11 protein-coding genes are annotated in these 13,769 nt (G+C 72.9%); 4 read left to right on the forward strand and 7 right to left on the reverse strand.

What is annotated here, in order from left to right:
* Positions 1-64 precede the first annotated feature (64 nt).
* Positions 65-820, reverse strand: coding sequence for a hypothetical protein (locus tag OO60_RS04190; protein ID WP_033260795.1), 756 nt, complete (start codon positions 818-820; stop codon positions 65-67).
* 2 nt (positions 821-822) lie between these two features.
* Positions 823-1,407, reverse strand: coding sequence for a papain-like cysteine protease family protein (locus tag OO60_RS04195; protein ID WP_004558962.1), 585 nt, complete (start codon positions 1,405-1,407; stop codon positions 823-825).
* 289 nt (positions 1,408-1,696) lie between these two features.
* Here OO60_RS04195 and OO60_RS04200 point away from each other — a divergent pair, with 289 nt between their 5' ends.
* Positions 1,697-2,203 (forward strand): hypothetical protein, encoded by a 507-nt coding sequence (locus OO60_RS04200; protein WP_004558963.1) that lies wholly within the window; start codon positions 1,697-1,699, stop codon positions 2,201-2,203.
* A gap of 326 nt (positions 2,204-2,529) precedes the next feature.
* Here the strand turns inward: OO60_RS04200 and OO60_RS04205 are convergent, their stop codons facing one another.
* Positions 2,530-5,283: an AfsR/SARP family transcriptional regulator gene (locus tag OO60_RS04205; protein WP_033260938.1), complete on the reverse strand. Its 2,754-nt coding sequence runs from the start codon at positions 5,281-5,283 to the stop codon at positions 2,530-2,532.
* 190 nt (positions 5,284-5,473) lie between these two features.
* Between OO60_RS04205 and OO60_RS04210 the strand changes: the two genes are divergently transcribed.
* The gene (locus tag OO60_RS04210; protein ID WP_004561656.1) at positions 5,474-6,043 is read left to right on the forward strand and encodes a TetR/AcrR family transcriptional regulator; all 570 of its coding nucleotides are present in this window, start codon (positions 5,474-5,476) and stop codon (positions 6,041-6,043) included.
* Between the two features lie 73 nt (positions 6,044-6,116).
* On the forward strand, positions 6,117-7,124 hold the full coding sequence (locus OO60_RS04215; protein ID WP_033260796.1) for a medium chain dehydrogenase/reductase family protein: 1,008 nt from the start codon (positions 6,117-6,119) through the stop codon (positions 7,122-7,124).
* Between the two features lie 42 nt (positions 7,125-7,166).
* On the opposite strand, the gene argG is transcribed toward OO60_RS04215, so the two are convergent.
* Positions 7,167-8,612, reverse strand: a complete 1,446-nt coding sequence (gene argG, locus OO60_RS04220) for an argininosuccinate synthase (protein ID WP_003057228.1) — start codon at positions 8,610-8,612, stop codon at positions 7,167-7,169.
* Between the two features lie 91 nt (positions 8,613-8,703).
* Here argG and OO60_RS04225 point away from each other — a divergent pair, with 91 nt between their 5' ends.
* Positions 8,704-9,555 (forward strand): aminoglycoside phosphotransferase family protein, encoded by an 852-nt coding sequence (locus OO60_RS04225; RefSeq protein WP_003057226.1) that lies wholly within the window; start codon positions 8,704-8,706, stop codon positions 9,553-9,555.
* A gap of 10 nt (positions 9,556-9,565) precedes the next feature.
* Here the strand turns inward: OO60_RS04225 and OO60_RS04230 are convergent, their stop codons facing one another.
* From OO60_RS04230 to OO60_RS04240, 3 genes are read right to left on the reverse strand one after another with little or no spacing between them, the layout of a single operon-like run.
* Positions 9,566-11,254 carry a glycerol-3-phosphate dehydrogenase/oxidase gene (locus OO60_RS04230; protein WP_003057222.1) on the reverse strand — a complete coding sequence of 563 codons (1,689 nt, stop codon included), beginning with the start codon at positions 11,252-11,254 and terminating at the stop codon, positions 9,566-9,568.
* 17 nt (positions 11,255-11,271) lie between these two features.
* The gene (glpK, locus tag OO60_RS04235) at positions 11,272-12,786 is read right to left on the reverse strand and encodes a glycerol kinase GlpK (protein WP_003057219.1); all 1,515 of its coding nucleotides are present in this window, start codon (positions 12,784-12,786) and stop codon (positions 11,272-11,274) included.
* Between the two features lie 14 nt (positions 12,787-12,800).
* Positions 12,801-13,622 (reverse strand): MIP/aquaporin family protein, encoded by an 822-nt coding sequence (locus tag OO60_RS04240; protein WP_003057216.1) that lies wholly within the window; start codon positions 13,620-13,622, stop codon positions 12,801-12,803.
* Positions 13,623-13,769 lie beyond the last annotated feature (147 nt).

Consider the following 13,769-nt stretch of genomic DNA (forward strand, 5'->3'; position numbering starts at 1 on the left):
ATTGTGACCTGATCATGACCGGCTGCCAAGGGGCCGCCGGACGCGCCGGCGGCCCCTCGCCGTCCTACTGCCGGCGCAACCGCGGCACGACGACCGCACCGGCCACCAGCACGAGGGCACCGCCGAGCACGAAGGGCAGGAGCGGCACGCCGGCCGGGTCGGCGGCCGGGACCGCGCGTTCGCGGCCGCCGTAGCCGCCGCCCGCGCCGTCGCGGTCGTAGGCCGAGCCCGGCAGCTTGTCCGCGTACCGCCCGTGCAGCGCCGCGCGGTAGTCCGCCAGGGACAGCTTCGTGCCCGCGGCCAGGCCGGTGACCGAGCCGTCGAGGACGGTCACGGCGTCGCCGTGCACCGCGTACCAGGCGTTGACCTGCGGCTCGTGCAGCAGGTAGCCGCCGGCCGCGGCCTGGGCGTACTGCCGCTCGAAGTCGCCGGACGCGACGTTCACGACGGTCCAGGCGGTGCCTTGGCGCTCGGCCCACACGGTGGCGGCGGTGCCGTCACCGGTCCGCGCCGGGACCGCGACGTAGGCGAGCGCGGCCGGGACGTCCGACCGGCCGGCGACGAACGCCGCCGTCGGCTGGTAGACGGGGACCTGGGTGCGCGGGTCGGCCGCCTGCTGCACGGCGGCCGCGCGGGCGCCCGGGAACTTCGTCGACGCGAGCCGGCCGAGCGTGGCCGGGCCGCTCGCGAGCCGGCCGATGGCGGCGGTGTCGGCGGCGGTCGGGGTGCCCGCCGGGCCGCTCGCGGCGCCCGCGGCACCGGCCGTGGCGAGCATCGCGGCGCCGGCCAGCACGGCGGCGCCCATCGCTTTCCGCAGCATGCTCATCCCTCCATTCCGTACACGGTGTGGGTCCACTGGAACTGGGTGTTCGAGCGGTAGGTGTCGTAGTTCATCGAGTTGTAGCGGCTGTTGTTCGGCCACGGGTCGCCGTATTCCACGCGCGTGGCGCCGCCGGAATTGTCGTAGCCGTAAAGCACGTGCATGTGGCCGCCGCCGGAGCGCCAGCCGATCCGGGTGCCGATCGGGCGGCCCGCGTCGATCTGGGTTTTGATGCCGGCGAAGGAAAGCGTCTGGCCGCCGGAGTTGTACGTGCCGGCGCTGGCGAAGCCGAGGTAGCGGAACACGCGCTGCTGGTCGGAGAGGTATCCCTGGTTGTTGGCGCAGTCGCTGCCGGATTCGTTGTGCGCGATCTGGCAGAACCGGGTCTGGGTCAGGGAGTAGCCCCAGTAGGCGGCGACCGTGTTGCCGCTGGCGTCCCAGCACCACTGGTCCTTTTGCTGGGCCTGCATGGTGATCCCGAGGTCGGTCCGCGCCGCGGCCGCGGCCGGCGCCTGCAGGGCGACGACCGCGGCCGCGGCGGCCGAAAACGCCGCGAGTCCACGAAGGACTCCTGATGTGGTTTTCACGAGGTGTTCCTCCAGCCGGTGACGATTCGACGTGGTGGCACGGAATACTCCGCGCCTGCCCCGGTTTTCCGGTACCTACTAAGGGAGGATCGCGTCGCGGGAAACCGTTCTCGGCGGATTCCGGCAGTTCCGGGGTGCCGGATTCCGGCATCGGCTCGGGGCCGCCGGACGGATTCCGGCGGGGTCGCCGGGCGTATTCGGAGCGCGGGTGTAGTGGCGGTGTAGCGGGGGTGGGCAGGGTTCCGCCCCGTCGCCGGGACGCGGGGTCCCGGCCGCTCGAGGGAGACCCATGCGCACCAGGACCATCTGCCAGGCGGCGGCTCTGTCGGCCGCCCTGCTCTTCGGCGGCGCTTCGGCCGCCACCGCCGCGCCCGCGGAGGTGTACTCGGAGGTGACGGCGGCCGACATCGCCGACCCGGGCGCGGTGATCACCGACTCGGCCGCCGACCTGGCCGCGGCCCGCACGGCGAGCCAGGCGATCGCCTGGTTCTCCAGCCGCAACGGCAGCACCGCCTACCAGGGCTACTGCGAGAAGGCGGTCCGCCTGGCGTGGGACCGCGCGACCCACCACGCGAGCGCGATCGACCACTGGCGCTCCTCGGACGGCGTCCGCCACACGACGGGCACCCCACCCCGCGGCGCGTTCGTGTTCTGGAACATCTCGGCGTACGGCCACGTCGGCATCGCGGACGGCAGCGGCGGAGTCTGGGCCACCAGCGTCAACGGCGCGATCGGCCACGCCCGCCAGGGTTACTTCGCGAACTACCTCGGCTGGAAGCCGGGCAACAGCAACTGACCGCCCGCGGGTGGGCCGCCCACCGCGGGTGGCCCACCCGCCGTGATGCCCCGCCAATCACGCGAGATGCCCGCCCAATCACGCGAGATGCGCACCCAATCACGCGAGATGCGCGGCGGATCACGCGAGTTACGGGTTCGATCACGCGGCCTCGGCGATGCGTGCGGCCGCCGCCGGAGAGATCGGCCGCGCGGGCGGCGGGCGCGGCGCGGGTGGCGGCGCGATGCAGAGCAGTGGTGCTCGACCGCACCTGCGAGCCAGGCGGCCGGTCACGCAAGCTAGCGGGCCAGCCTCATGCTCGCCGGCAAGCACTCCGCCGGGCGGCCTCAGCTCCGGGCCACCGAGGGCGCCCGGCGGCGCTGGGCCTGCTCCAGCAACGCCAGGCTCGTCGTCTCGCCCTGGTGGTTGCCCGTCTCGCGGAACACGCGCAGCGCCCGCTCGCCCACCCCGCGCGCCTGTGCCGGCTCGCCCGCCGCCAGCAAGCTCTGGCCGATGCCCAGCAACGCGTACGCGCTGCACCTCTCGTCGTCCAGCTCCTCCAGGATGCTCAACGCCAGCCGCAGGCACGTCAGCGACTCCGGCAGCCGGCCCGTCTCCCGGTGCAGCGTGCCCAGCTCCGTCAGGACCTTCGCCTCGCGGTGCGGGTCCTCGATCTCCCGGGCCAGCGAACGGGCCCGGCGCAACCACTCCTCCGCCTCCGCGAACTCCCCCAGCAACGCGTACGTCGAGCCGATCGAGTTCCGCATCTGCGCGACGCCGCTGGTGTCCTCCGCGCGCTCCAGGCCCGCCAGCGCCCGGCGGTAGCAGTCCAGCGCCTCGCGGGGCCGGTCGCGGACGCGGGCCACCGTGCCCAGGCCCGCCACCGCCAGTGCCTCGCCGCGGACGTCGCCCAGCTCCGCGAACAGGGCCGCCGATCGCTTCATGTCGCGGGCCGCCGCTTCGTACTCGTCGTGGTACAGGCGGACCTGGCCGAGACCGCGGCTCAGCACCGCCGCCCCCGTCAGGTTGCCCGCGGCCTCGGCGGCCGCCAGGGCCGTCAGGTGGCTGCGGCGCCAGTCGTCGTAGGCGCCGCGCAGGTCGTAGAACGGGACGGCCGCCGCCGTCAGCTGCCAGGCCGGCTCGTCCAGGCCCGCGTCGGCCGCCAGCTGGACCGCGGCCGCCAGCAGCTTGCGCTCCGCCGTGAACCAGGACAGCGGGTCCGCCACCAGCCGCACCGGCACCGGTGACGCCGCCAGCGCGCGGCCGGTCATCGCGCCGAACGCCGGTGGCAGGCCCGCCGCCGCCGTTTTCGCCAGTGCCAGCAGCACCGACAGCACCCGGGACAGGGTCTCCCGCCGCACCGCGGCCGGTTCGGCCGCCAGGAGTTCCGCCGCGTAGCACCGCAGCAGGTCGTGCAGCCGGTACCGCGGGTGGCCGCCGGAATCGCGCCCGGCCAGTGAAACCAGGTTCGCGTCGACGAGCACGTCGAGGACCTCGTGGCTGCCCTCGCGGTCCAGCAGCGCGTCCACCACCCAGCTCGGGAAGTCCTGCGCGCCCAGCACCGCGGTCCGGCCGAACGCCGTGCGCGCGGACGGCGGCAGCTGGCGCAGGCTGAGTTCGAAGCTCGGCCGGACGCCGAGGTCGCCGACGCGCAGCTCGCTCAGCCGGCTCGACTCGTCGGCCAGCCGGTCGTGCACCGTGCGCAGGCTCCACGCCTGCCGTCCGGCCAGCCGTGCGCCGGCGATGCGGATCGCCAGCGGCAGGTAGCCGCAGCACCGGACGATCGCCGCGGCTTCGGCCGGTTCGGCGGCGATCCGGTCCGCGCCCGCCAGTTCGGACAGCAGCCGCGTGGCCTCCCGCTCGCCGAACACCGGCAGCTCGACGTGCTTCGCGCCGGCCAGCTCGGGCAGCCGCCCGCGGGTCGTCACGAGCACCGCGCACCCGGCGTCGGCCGGCAGCAGCGGCCGGACCTGGGCGGCGGTCGCCGCGTCGTCGAGCACCAGCAGCATCCGGCGGCCGGCCAGGCGGGACCGGAACAGCGCGGCCCTCCTCCCGAGCCCGGCCGGGACGGTGTTGCCGGTGACGCCGAGTGCGTGCAGGAAGTCGGCGAGCACCTCGGCCGGGTCGCACGGCGCGCCGGTGCCCGCGAGGTCGACGTAGAGCTGGCCGTCCGGGAAGCGGCCGGCCAGGCGGTGGGCGACGTGCATGGCGAGTGCCGTCTTGCCGGTGCCGGGCGCGCCGGTCAGCACGACCGGCGCCGGGCCGAGCGCCGCGGAGAGCTCCTCGACGTAGTCCTCGCGCCCGGTGAAGTCGGGCAGGTCGGCGGGGAGCTGCCGCACCGGGACGGCCGTCCTCGACGGCCCGGGCAGCGGCTCGCCGGCCAGGATCGCGGTCTGCAGGGCCCGCAGCTGCGGCCCGGGTTCGACGCCGAGTTCGGTGACCAGCCGCTCCCGCGCGGTCGCGTACGCCTGCAGCGCCTCCGCCCGGCGGCCGGCGCCGGCCAGCGCGAGCAGGTACTGCTGCCAGAGCCGTTCCCGGTACGGGTGTTCGGCCAGCAGGACGGTGAGTTCGGCGATCGCCGGGTCGTGCCGCCCCAGCCGCACCTGCAGCGCCAGCCGCTCCTCGACGGCGGCGAGCCGGTTCTCCCCGAGCCGGCCGAGCTCGGCGTCCCAGGCCGGCGCGGCGGGCAGATCCTCCAGGGGGTCGCCGCGCCACAGCCCTTCGGCCTCGGCCAGCAGCGTCAGGGCCGCCTCGGGCGCGCCGTCCTTCGCCGCGCGGGCGGCCTCGGCGACGAGCCGGGTGAACCGGTGCGCGTCCACCTCGCCCGGGTCGACGGCCAGCGAGTACCCCGGGCCGCGGGTGCGCAGCTCGGCGCCGTCCGGCAGCAGCCGGCGCAGGCGCCACACGTAGGTCTGCAGGTTCGCGGTGGCCGACGTCGGCGGTCCGCCCGGCCAGATGACCTCGACCAGCTGCCCGGGTGTGACCAGCCGGTTCGCGTTGAGCAGCAGGTGCGCCAGCAGCACCCGCTGCTTCGCCCCGCCGAGGGCCAGCGGGCGGCCGCCGGCCGTCACGGTCAGCGGTCCGAGCAGGTGAAACCGCACTTCCGGCCCCATCGTGCACCCCGTTCCCCGGCGGCCGCCCCCAGGCGGAACCCGGCAGCCGGACTGTAACCGGACGGCGACGCGGCCCGTGGGGAAATCGCCCACATCCGAGACAGTGCGGGCGGGCATGTCACTCGTTTGCCGCACCCGCGGTTGCCCTCGGAGCAAGAGTGAGTGTACAGTCACTCACATGACGAAGCGCGGTGCCACCCTCTCCACCTCCGACGCCCGGCGGGACGTCGTCGTCGACGCGGCCATCGCCGAGTTCGCCCGCGGCGGGTACCACAGCACGCCGATCAGCGCCGTGGCCGCCCGGGCCGACATCTCCCCCGCCTACGTCTTCAAGTTGTTCCCCGGCAAGGTTTCCCTGTTCGTCGCCGCCCTCGACCGCTGCTACGAACTCGTCGCGCACGCCCTCTCGAACGGCGCCGCGCGGGCCGGGGACGCCGACCCGGAGAAGGTCCTGTACGAGATGGGTGGCGCGTACGCGGACCTGATCGCCGACCGGGACCTGCTGATGCTGCAGGTGCACGCCCAGTCGGCCGCGGACACGCCGGAGATCGCCGACGCCGTCCGCCGCGGGCTGGCCAAGGTGACCGAGCTCGCCCGGGACCGCTCCGGCGCCGAGGACGGCCAGGTGCAGCGGTTCATCGCCTACGGCCAGCTCTGCCACCTGATCGCCACGCTCGACCTCGACGAGCACACCGGCGACTGGGCCGCCGTGCTCGCCGCCGGCATCCGCCATCCCGGCAAGCACTGAAAACCGGCCCCGCCGCGGGGCCTTTTCTCGACCGTCGAGTGATTGACCAGTCACTCACACCGAAAGGAAAGCCATGAACGTCACCGAGATCGTCCTCCCCGGCCTCGTCGAGCCGGACGGCCTGCGCGTGGAACACCGCGAGCTGCCCCGCCCCGGCGCCGGCGAGGCGCTGGTCCGCGTCGAAGCGACCGGCGTGTCCTTCGCCGAGCAGCAGATGCGGCGGGGCAAGTACTACGACCAGCCGCCCTTCCCCTTCGTGCCCGGCTACGACGTGGTCGGCACGGTCCTCGAAGCCGCCGACCCGGCCCTGGTCGGCCGCCGCGTGGCCGCGCTGACGAAGACCGGCGGGTGGCGCAGCCACGTCGTCCTCCCCGCCGCCGACCTGGTCGGAGTGCCGGACGGGCTCGACGCCGCCGAAGCCGAGACGTTCGTGGTCAACGGGATCACCGCCTGGCAGATGCTGCACCGGATCGCCCGCGTCCGGACCGGGGCGAAGATCCTGGTGCACGGCGCGAGCGGCGGCGTCGGCACGACGCTGGTGCAGCTGGCCCGCGCGGCCGGGATCGAGGTCATCGGGACCGCCTCGGCCCGCAACGCCGGCGTCGTCACCGCGCTCGGCGCGACCGCCGTCGACTACCGCGGCGACGTGCCGGCCGCGGTCCGCAGGCTGGCGCCCGGCGGCGTCGACGCGGTGTTCGACCACGTCGGCGGGCCCGGCATCGCCGATTCCTTCCGGCTGCTGGCTCCCGGCGGCACGCTGGTCGCCTACGGCAGTGCGTCCACAAAGGACAACCCGGGCAACTCCCGGCTGCCGGTGCTCAAGCTGTTCGCGCGGCTGCTGTGGTGGAACGCCCTGCCGAACCGGCGCCGGACGCACTTCTACAACGTCTGGGGCGGCAAGCGGAACCTCGCGCGGTTCCGGGCGCGCCTCGCCGACGACCTGACGGCCGTCTTCGAGCTGGCCGCCGTCGGCACGCTGACGCCGCAGGTGGCGGCCCGGATCCCGCTGGCCGAAGCCGGAAAGGCGTTGGCGCTGGCGGAATCCGGCACGGTCACCGGCAAGGTCGTGCTCGTCCCCTGACCGCGCGGAAGGCCACCACGGGCACCGTGGTGGCCTTCGAGGTCAGTCCGTGCCGAACTCCATCGCGGCGCTGTCGAGCAGCTCGACGTCGTCGGTCTTGCCGCGCGAGGCGATCACCTCGGCGCCGCCCTCGGGCATCGCGCCGATCAGGCCGGTCGCCGCGGCCTGGGCGGCCCCGATCAGCTTCGGGTGCTGGCCGCCGACCATGCCGAGGCTCGCGTACTGCTCCAGCTTCGCCCGCGAGTCCGCGATGTCGAGGTTGCGCATGGTGAGCTGGCCGATCCGGTCGACCGGGCCGAACGCCGAGTCCTCGGTGCGTTCCATCGACAGCTTGTCCGGGTGGTAGCTGAACGCCGGGCCGGTGGTGTCGAGGATCGAGTAGTCCTCGCCGCGGCGCAGCCGCAGCGTCACCTCGCCGGTGACCGCGGTGCCGACCCAGCGCTGCAGCGACTCGCGCAGCATCATCGCCTGCGGGTCCAGCCAGCGGCCCTCGTACATCAGGCGGCCGAGGCGGCGGCCCTCGTTGTGGTAGCTGGCCAGGGTGTCCTCGTTGTGGATGGCGTTGACGAGCCGCTCGTAGGCGGCGTGCAGCAGCGCCATGCCGGGAGCTTCGTAGATGCCGCGGCTCTTGGCCTCGATGATCCGGTTCTCGATCTGGTCGGACATGCCGAGGCCGTGCCGGCCGCCGATCGCGTTGGCTTCGAGGACCAGGTCGACGGCGGAGGCGAACTCCTTGCCGTTGATCGTCACCGGCCGGCCCTGCTCGAAGCCGACGGTGACGTCCTCGGCCGGGATCTCGACCTCGGGGTCCCAGAACGCCACGCCCATGATCGGCTTGACGAGCTCGATGCCGGTGTCCAGGTGCTCCAGGGACTTCGCCTCGTGGGTGGCGCCCCAGATGTTGGCGTCGGTCGAGTACGCCTTCTCGGTGCTGTCGCGGTAGGGCAGGTCGTGGGCGGCCAGCCACTCCGACATCTCCTTGCGGCCGCCGAGCTCGGTGACGAAGTCGGCGTCGAGCCACGGCTTGTAGATCCGCAGGGAGGGGTTGGCCAGCAGGCCGTAGCGGTAGAACCGCTCGATGTCGTTGCCCTTGTAGGTGGAGCCGTCGCCCCAGATCTGGACGTCGTCCTCGAGCATGGCGCGCACCAGCAGGGTGCCGGTGACCGCGCGGCCGAGCGGGGTGGTGTTGAAGTAGCTGCGGCCGCCGGTGCGGATGTGGAACGCGCCGCACGTCAGCGCCGCGAGCCCCTCTTCGACCAGGGCTTCCCGGCAGTCGACCAGCCGCGCGATCTCGGCGCCGTACTGCCCGGCCCGGCCGGGCACCGACTCGATGTCGGGCTCGTCGTACTGGCCGATGTCGGCGGTGTAGGTGCAGGGGACCGCGCCTTTGTCGCGCATCCACGCGACCGCTACGGAAGTGTCGAGGCCACCGGAGAAGGCGATACCGACACGCTCGCCGACGGGCAGGGAAGTGAGCACCTTGGACATGCGAATGATTATGCACGGCTATGCATCGTCGTGCAATCCGGGGTGTGGTGGGTCACCGAAACCCCGTTGACGTGCGTGGTTCGGTGATCACGTGCCCGCCGTCGACCCCGCGCTCGTCCGGCGCCTGCTGCGCGCGCAGTTCCCGCGGTGGGCGGACCTGCCGGTCACTCCCCTGGCTTCCGGCGGCACGGTCAACGCCGTGTTCCGCCTCGGGGACGACCTGACGGTCCGGCTGCCCCGCACCGCCGAGGACGTCGCCGGAGAGGCGCGGATCCTGGGGGCGCTCGACGGGCTGCCGGTGGCGGTCCCCGCCGTCGTGGCGCTGGGCGAGCCGGGTGAGGGGTATCCGTGGCCGTGGGCGGTGCACGGCTGGCTCGACGGCTCCCCGGCGGTCGAAGGCCGTGCCGGACCGGCGGCTCGCGAGCTGGCGGAATTCGTCCTCGCACTGCGGGCGAACACTGTGGACGGTCCCCGGGCCTACCGCGGGAAGGCGCTGTCCACGGTCGACGGCGCGACCCTGCAGGCGATCGAGGAGCTGAGCGGCACCGACGAGCCGTTCGACGCAGGCAAAGCACGAGCGGCCTGGGCCGAAGCGCTCGATGCTCCACAGTGGACCGGGCCGCCGTGCTGGCTGCACTCGGACCTGATGCCGAGCAACCTGCTGCTGCGCGACGGCCGCCTGACCGGGGTCCTCGATTGGGCGACCGCGGGGCTGGGCGACCCGGCGGCCGACCTGATCCCCGCGTGGAACCTGCTCACCGCGAAGACCCGGCAAGACTTCCGCGAGCTCGTGGCCGCCGACGACGCGACCTGGGCCCGCGCGCGTGGCTGGGCGCTGTCGATGGCCGTCATCCAGCTGCCGTACCACCGGCACACGAACCCGGTCATCTCGGCCAACGCCCGTTACGTGCTCACGGAGCTGGAGTGCGTCCCAGCTCCGTGAGCACGCCGGATCAGCTCGGCAGGAGCGCCGGCGCCGCGAGGCGGGTGGCGTTCGCCGCCGCGTCGTCCGGTGCTTCCTGTGCCGAGCGCTCCGCTTCGACGCGGGCCAGGTAGTTCGCCACCTCACGGTCCGTGCGGTGGGCGTCCCAGCCCAGCAGCGGCGCCATCAGCGCGGCGACGACCGGCGCCGCCGCCACCCCGCGGTCGCGTTCCTCGATGGAGATCCGCGTCCGCCGGGTAAGCACGTCCTCGAGGTGCAGCGCACCTTCGTGGGACACCGCGTAGACGGCCTCCACGCGGAGGTACTCCGAGGTCTCCGTGATCGGTTCCCGCAGCGATGGGTCCTCCTCGATCAGCGCGACGAGGTTCCAGATCCGCGTGCCGTACCGCTGCAGCAGGTGCTCCACGCGGGTCAGCGGCAGCCCCGACTTCGCGGCCACGCCGAACCGGTCCTCCCACAGCTCGTGGTAGCCCTCGGCGCCGACGATCGGCAGCCGGTCGGTCCACGACGGCGGGGCCGGGCGGCCGACCTCCTCGACGGCGGCGTCGACCGCGTCCGCGGCCATCACCCGGTACGTCGTGTACTTGCCGCCGGCCACGATGACCAGGCCCGGCACCGGGCGCGCCACCGCGTGCTCCCGCGACAGCTTCGTGGTCGCGGTCGCCTTCGCCGCCAGCAGCGGGCGCAGGCCCGCGTAGACGCCCTCGATGTCGTCGTGCGTCACGGGGGTACGCAGGACGGCGTTGAGGTGCTCGAGCACGTAGTCGACGTCCGCCCGGCTGGCCGCCGGGTGTTCGCGGTCGAGGTCCCACTCGGTGTCGGTGGTGCCGACGATCCAGTGCCGTCCCCACGGGATGACGAACAGCACGCTCTTCTCGGTGCGCAGGATCAGCCCGGTGTCGAGGTCGATCTTCTCCCGCGGCACCACGAGGTGGATGCCCTTCGACGCGCGGACGGTGAACGGCGCGGGGATCCCGGCCGCTTCCGCCATGTCGTCGCTCCAGACACCCGTGGCCGCGACGACCGTGCGGGCACGGATCTCGAACTCGATCCCGCTCTCGCGGTCGATCGCCTTGGCCCCGACGACCCGCTCACCCTCGCGAAGCAGCGACGTGACGCGAGTCCGCGTGAGCACCGAAGCGCCCTGCTCGGCGGCGGTCCGCGCGATGGTCATCGTGTGGCGGGCGTCGTCGACCTGGGCGTCGTAGTACTGGATCGCCCCGATCAGCGCGTCGTCCGCCAGGCCCGGGGCCACCTTGGCCGCGCCCCGCTTGGACAGGTGCCGGTGCCGCGGCAGCGCGCGGGCGCCGCCGAGGGTGTCGTACAGCGTGACGCCGGCGCCGATGTAGCCGCGCTCCCACACCCGGTGCTGCAGCGGGACCAGGAACTTCACCGGCCGCACCAGGTGCGGGGCCAGCTTCTGCAGCAGCAGGCCGCGTTCCTTGAGGGCTTCGCGCACCAGCTTGAAGTCCAGCTGCTCCAGGTAGCGCAGGCCGCCGTGGATCAGCTTGGACGACCGGCTGGACGTGCCGGCGGCGAAGTCGCGGGCCTCGACCAGCGCGGTCGACAGCCCCCGGGAGGCGGCGTCGAGCGCGACGCCGGCCCCGGTCACTCCCCCGCCGACGACGAGCACGTCGACCTCTTCATCGACCAGCTTCCGCAGTGTCTCCGCCCGGTACTGCGGGGAAAGCGGGGTCACGGTGTTCCTCCTTGTACTCACTGCACGTCGACCCAGTCGAGCGTGCGGCCGACGGCCTTCTGCCAGCCCGCGTAGCCCTCCGCGCGCTGCTCGTCGCTCCACGACGGCGTCCAGCGCTTGTCCTCGTTCCAGTTCTGCTCGAGCTCGTCGGTCGACTTCCAGAACCCGACCGCGAGCCCGGCCGCGTAGGCCGCACCCAGCGCGGTGGTCTCGGCGACGACCGGCTTCGACACCGGCACGCCGAGGATGTCCGCCTGCAGCTGCATGCACAGCTCGTTGGCGGTGACGCCACCGTCCACCCGCAGCACGTCGAGGGTCACGCCGGAGTCGTTCTGCATCGCCTCGACGACGTCGCGGGTCTGGTAGCAGATCGCTTCGAGGGTGGCCCGCGCGATGTGGGCGTTCGTCGTGGCGCGGGTGAGGCCGACGATCGCGCCGCGGGCGTCGGAGCGCCAGTAGGGGGCGAACAGGCCGGAGAACGCCGGGACGAAGTAGACGCCGCCGTTGTCCTCGACCTGGCGGGCCAGGCTCTCGCTCTGCGCCGCGCCGCTGATGATGCCCAGCTGGTCGCGCAGCCACTGCACCGCCGAGCCGGTGACGGCGATCGAGCCTTCGAGCGCGTAGACCGGCTTGTCGTCGCCGAACTGGTAGCACAGCGTCGTCAGCAGGCCGTGCTGGGAGCGCACCAGCTCCTGGCCGGTGTTGAGGAGCAGGAAGTTGCCGGTGCCGTAGGTGTTCTTGGCCTCGCCGGGCCGGAAGCAGACCTGGCCGACGGTGGCGGCCTGCTGGTCGCCGAGGACGCCGGTGATGGCGACCTCGCCGCCGAGCGGGCCGTCCGCGCGGGTGGTGCCGAAGCCCGGGTTCGACGACGGCCGGATCGCCGGGAGCATCTGCCGCGGGACGTTGAAGAACGACAGCAGCTCGTCGTCCCAGTCGAGGGTTTCGAGGTCCATCAGCATGGTGCGGGAGGCGTTGGTCGGGTCGGTGACGTGCACGCCGCCGTCCGGGCCGCCGGTGAGGTTCCAGATGAGCCACGAGTCGGTGGTGCCGAAGAGGGCGTCACCCTTCTCGGCGTCCTCGCGTACGCCCGGGATGTTCTCCAGGATCCACTGCAGCTTGCCGCCGGAGAAGTAGGTGGCGGGCGGCAGGCCGGCCTTGCGGCGGATGATGTCGCCCTTGCCCTCGCGCTCGAGCGCGGAGGCGATCCGGTCGGTGCGGGTGTCCTGCCAGACGATCGCGTTGCCGTACGGGCGGCCGGTGCGGCGGTTCCAGACGACCGTGGTCTCGCGCTGGTTGGTGATGCCGAGCGCGGCGAGGTCGGTCACCGTCAGGTTGGCCTTGTTGAGCGCGGTCGCGATGACCGAGCGGGTGCGTTCCCAGATCTCGGTGGCGTCGTGCTCGACCCAGCCCGGCTTGGGCAGGATCTGCTCGTGCTCGAGCTGGTGTCGGGCGATCTCGTTGCCGCCGTGGTCGAAGATCATGAAGCGGGTGCTGGTCGTGCCCTGGTCCACGGCACCGACGAAGTCCGGCATGGTCTGGCTCCTACTCAGTTGGCGGGCTCGAGGTCCTTGGCGGGCATGGCGTCCAGCGGTTCGCCCGCGGGCAGGAACCGTTCGATCAGGTACTTGTAGATCGCGCCGCCGATCAGCGCGCCGAGCACCGGGGCCACGATCGGGATCCACCAGTAGGGGAAGCCGTACTGGTCGGTGAACGCCGTGTCGTAGCCGGTCAGCCAGGAGGCCAGGCGCGGGCCGAAGTCGCGGGCGGGGTTGATCGCGTAGCCGGCGTCGGTGCCCCAGGCCATGCCGATGGCCACGACCAGGAAGCCGACGACGACCGGGGCCAGGTTCGCGCCCGGCGAGGTGTTGCGGAGGTCGGTGATGGCGAACAGGACGATCAGCAGGATCGCGGTGCCGATGATCTGGTCGCGGAAGGCACCCCAGTCACCCACGGGCAGCGTGCCGTTACCCGGAAGGGTGGAGAACACGCCCTGGGTCTTGATCGTCAGGCCGGGGTCCTTGGCGTTGAGCACCTCGGTGTAGTTCCAGCGCACCAGCAGCGCGGCGAGGAACGCGCCGGCGGTCTGGGCCAGTGCGTAGGGGGCGACCTTGCGCCATTCGAAGCCCTTGAACACCGCGAGCGCGATGGTCACGGCCGGGTTCAGGTGCGCGCCGCTGATCCGCGAAGCGACGTAGACACCCAGGGTGACGCCGAGGCCCCAGGCCCAGGCGATGCTGTCGTGGTCCCCGATGCCCGCGGCGACGACCTGCGCCACCACGCCACACCCGAACAGGATGAGGATCATCGTCCCCACGAACTCGGCGGCCATTTCGCCGGCGAGTCCACGGGCCTTGAGGCTTCGCACCATTGCTTTCCTCCACAAAGGACCTTGTCCCCCTATTGGTGGATGAAAGTTAAGTTCGCGTGTCAGGCCGGTCAACGGACGCCGGTCGGCATTGTCGAACGCCCCGAGTGGATGTTCGACATTGTCGAATCGGGGCCGGTCGGGTTAGGG

Origin of the sequence: Amycolatopsis vancoresmycina (assembly GCF_000716785.1) — a bacterium.
GTDB classification, from domain to species: Bacteria; Actinomycetota; Actinomycetes; order Mycobacteriales; family Pseudonocardiaceae; genus Amycolatopsis; species Amycolatopsis vancoresmycina.

What these genes read in the sequence shown, in the direction of transcription:
- OO60_RS04190 (WP_033260795.1), bottom strand. Translation starts at nt 820, where the DNA reads ATGCTGCGGAAAGCGATGGGCGCCGCCGTGCTGGCCGGCGCCGCGATG.
- OO60_RS04200 (WP_004558963.1), top strand. Translation starts at nt 1,697, where the DNA reads ATGCGCACCAGGACCATCTGCCAGGCGGCGGCTCTGTCGGCCGCCCTG.
- OO60_RS04210 (WP_004561656.1), top strand. Translation starts at nt 5,474, where the DNA reads ATGACGAAGCGCGGTGCCACCCTCTCCACCTCCGACGCCCGGCGGGAC.
- OO60_RS04215 (WP_033260796.1), top strand. Translation starts at nt 6,117, where the DNA reads ATGAACGTCACCGAGATCGTCCTCCCCGGCCTCGTCGAGCCGGACGGC.
- argG (WP_003057228.1), bottom strand. Translation starts at nt 8,612, where the DNA reads ATGTCCAAGGTGCTCACTTCCCTGCCCGTCGGCGAGCGTGTCGGTATC.
- glpK (WP_003057219.1), bottom strand. Translation starts at nt 12,786, where the DNA reads ATGCCGGACTTCGTCGGTGCCGTGGACCAGGGCACGACCAGCACCCGC.
- OO60_RS04240 (WP_003057216.1), bottom strand. Translation starts at nt 13,622, where the DNA reads ATGGTGCGAAGCCTCAAGGCCCGTGGACTCGCCGGCGAAATGGCCGCC.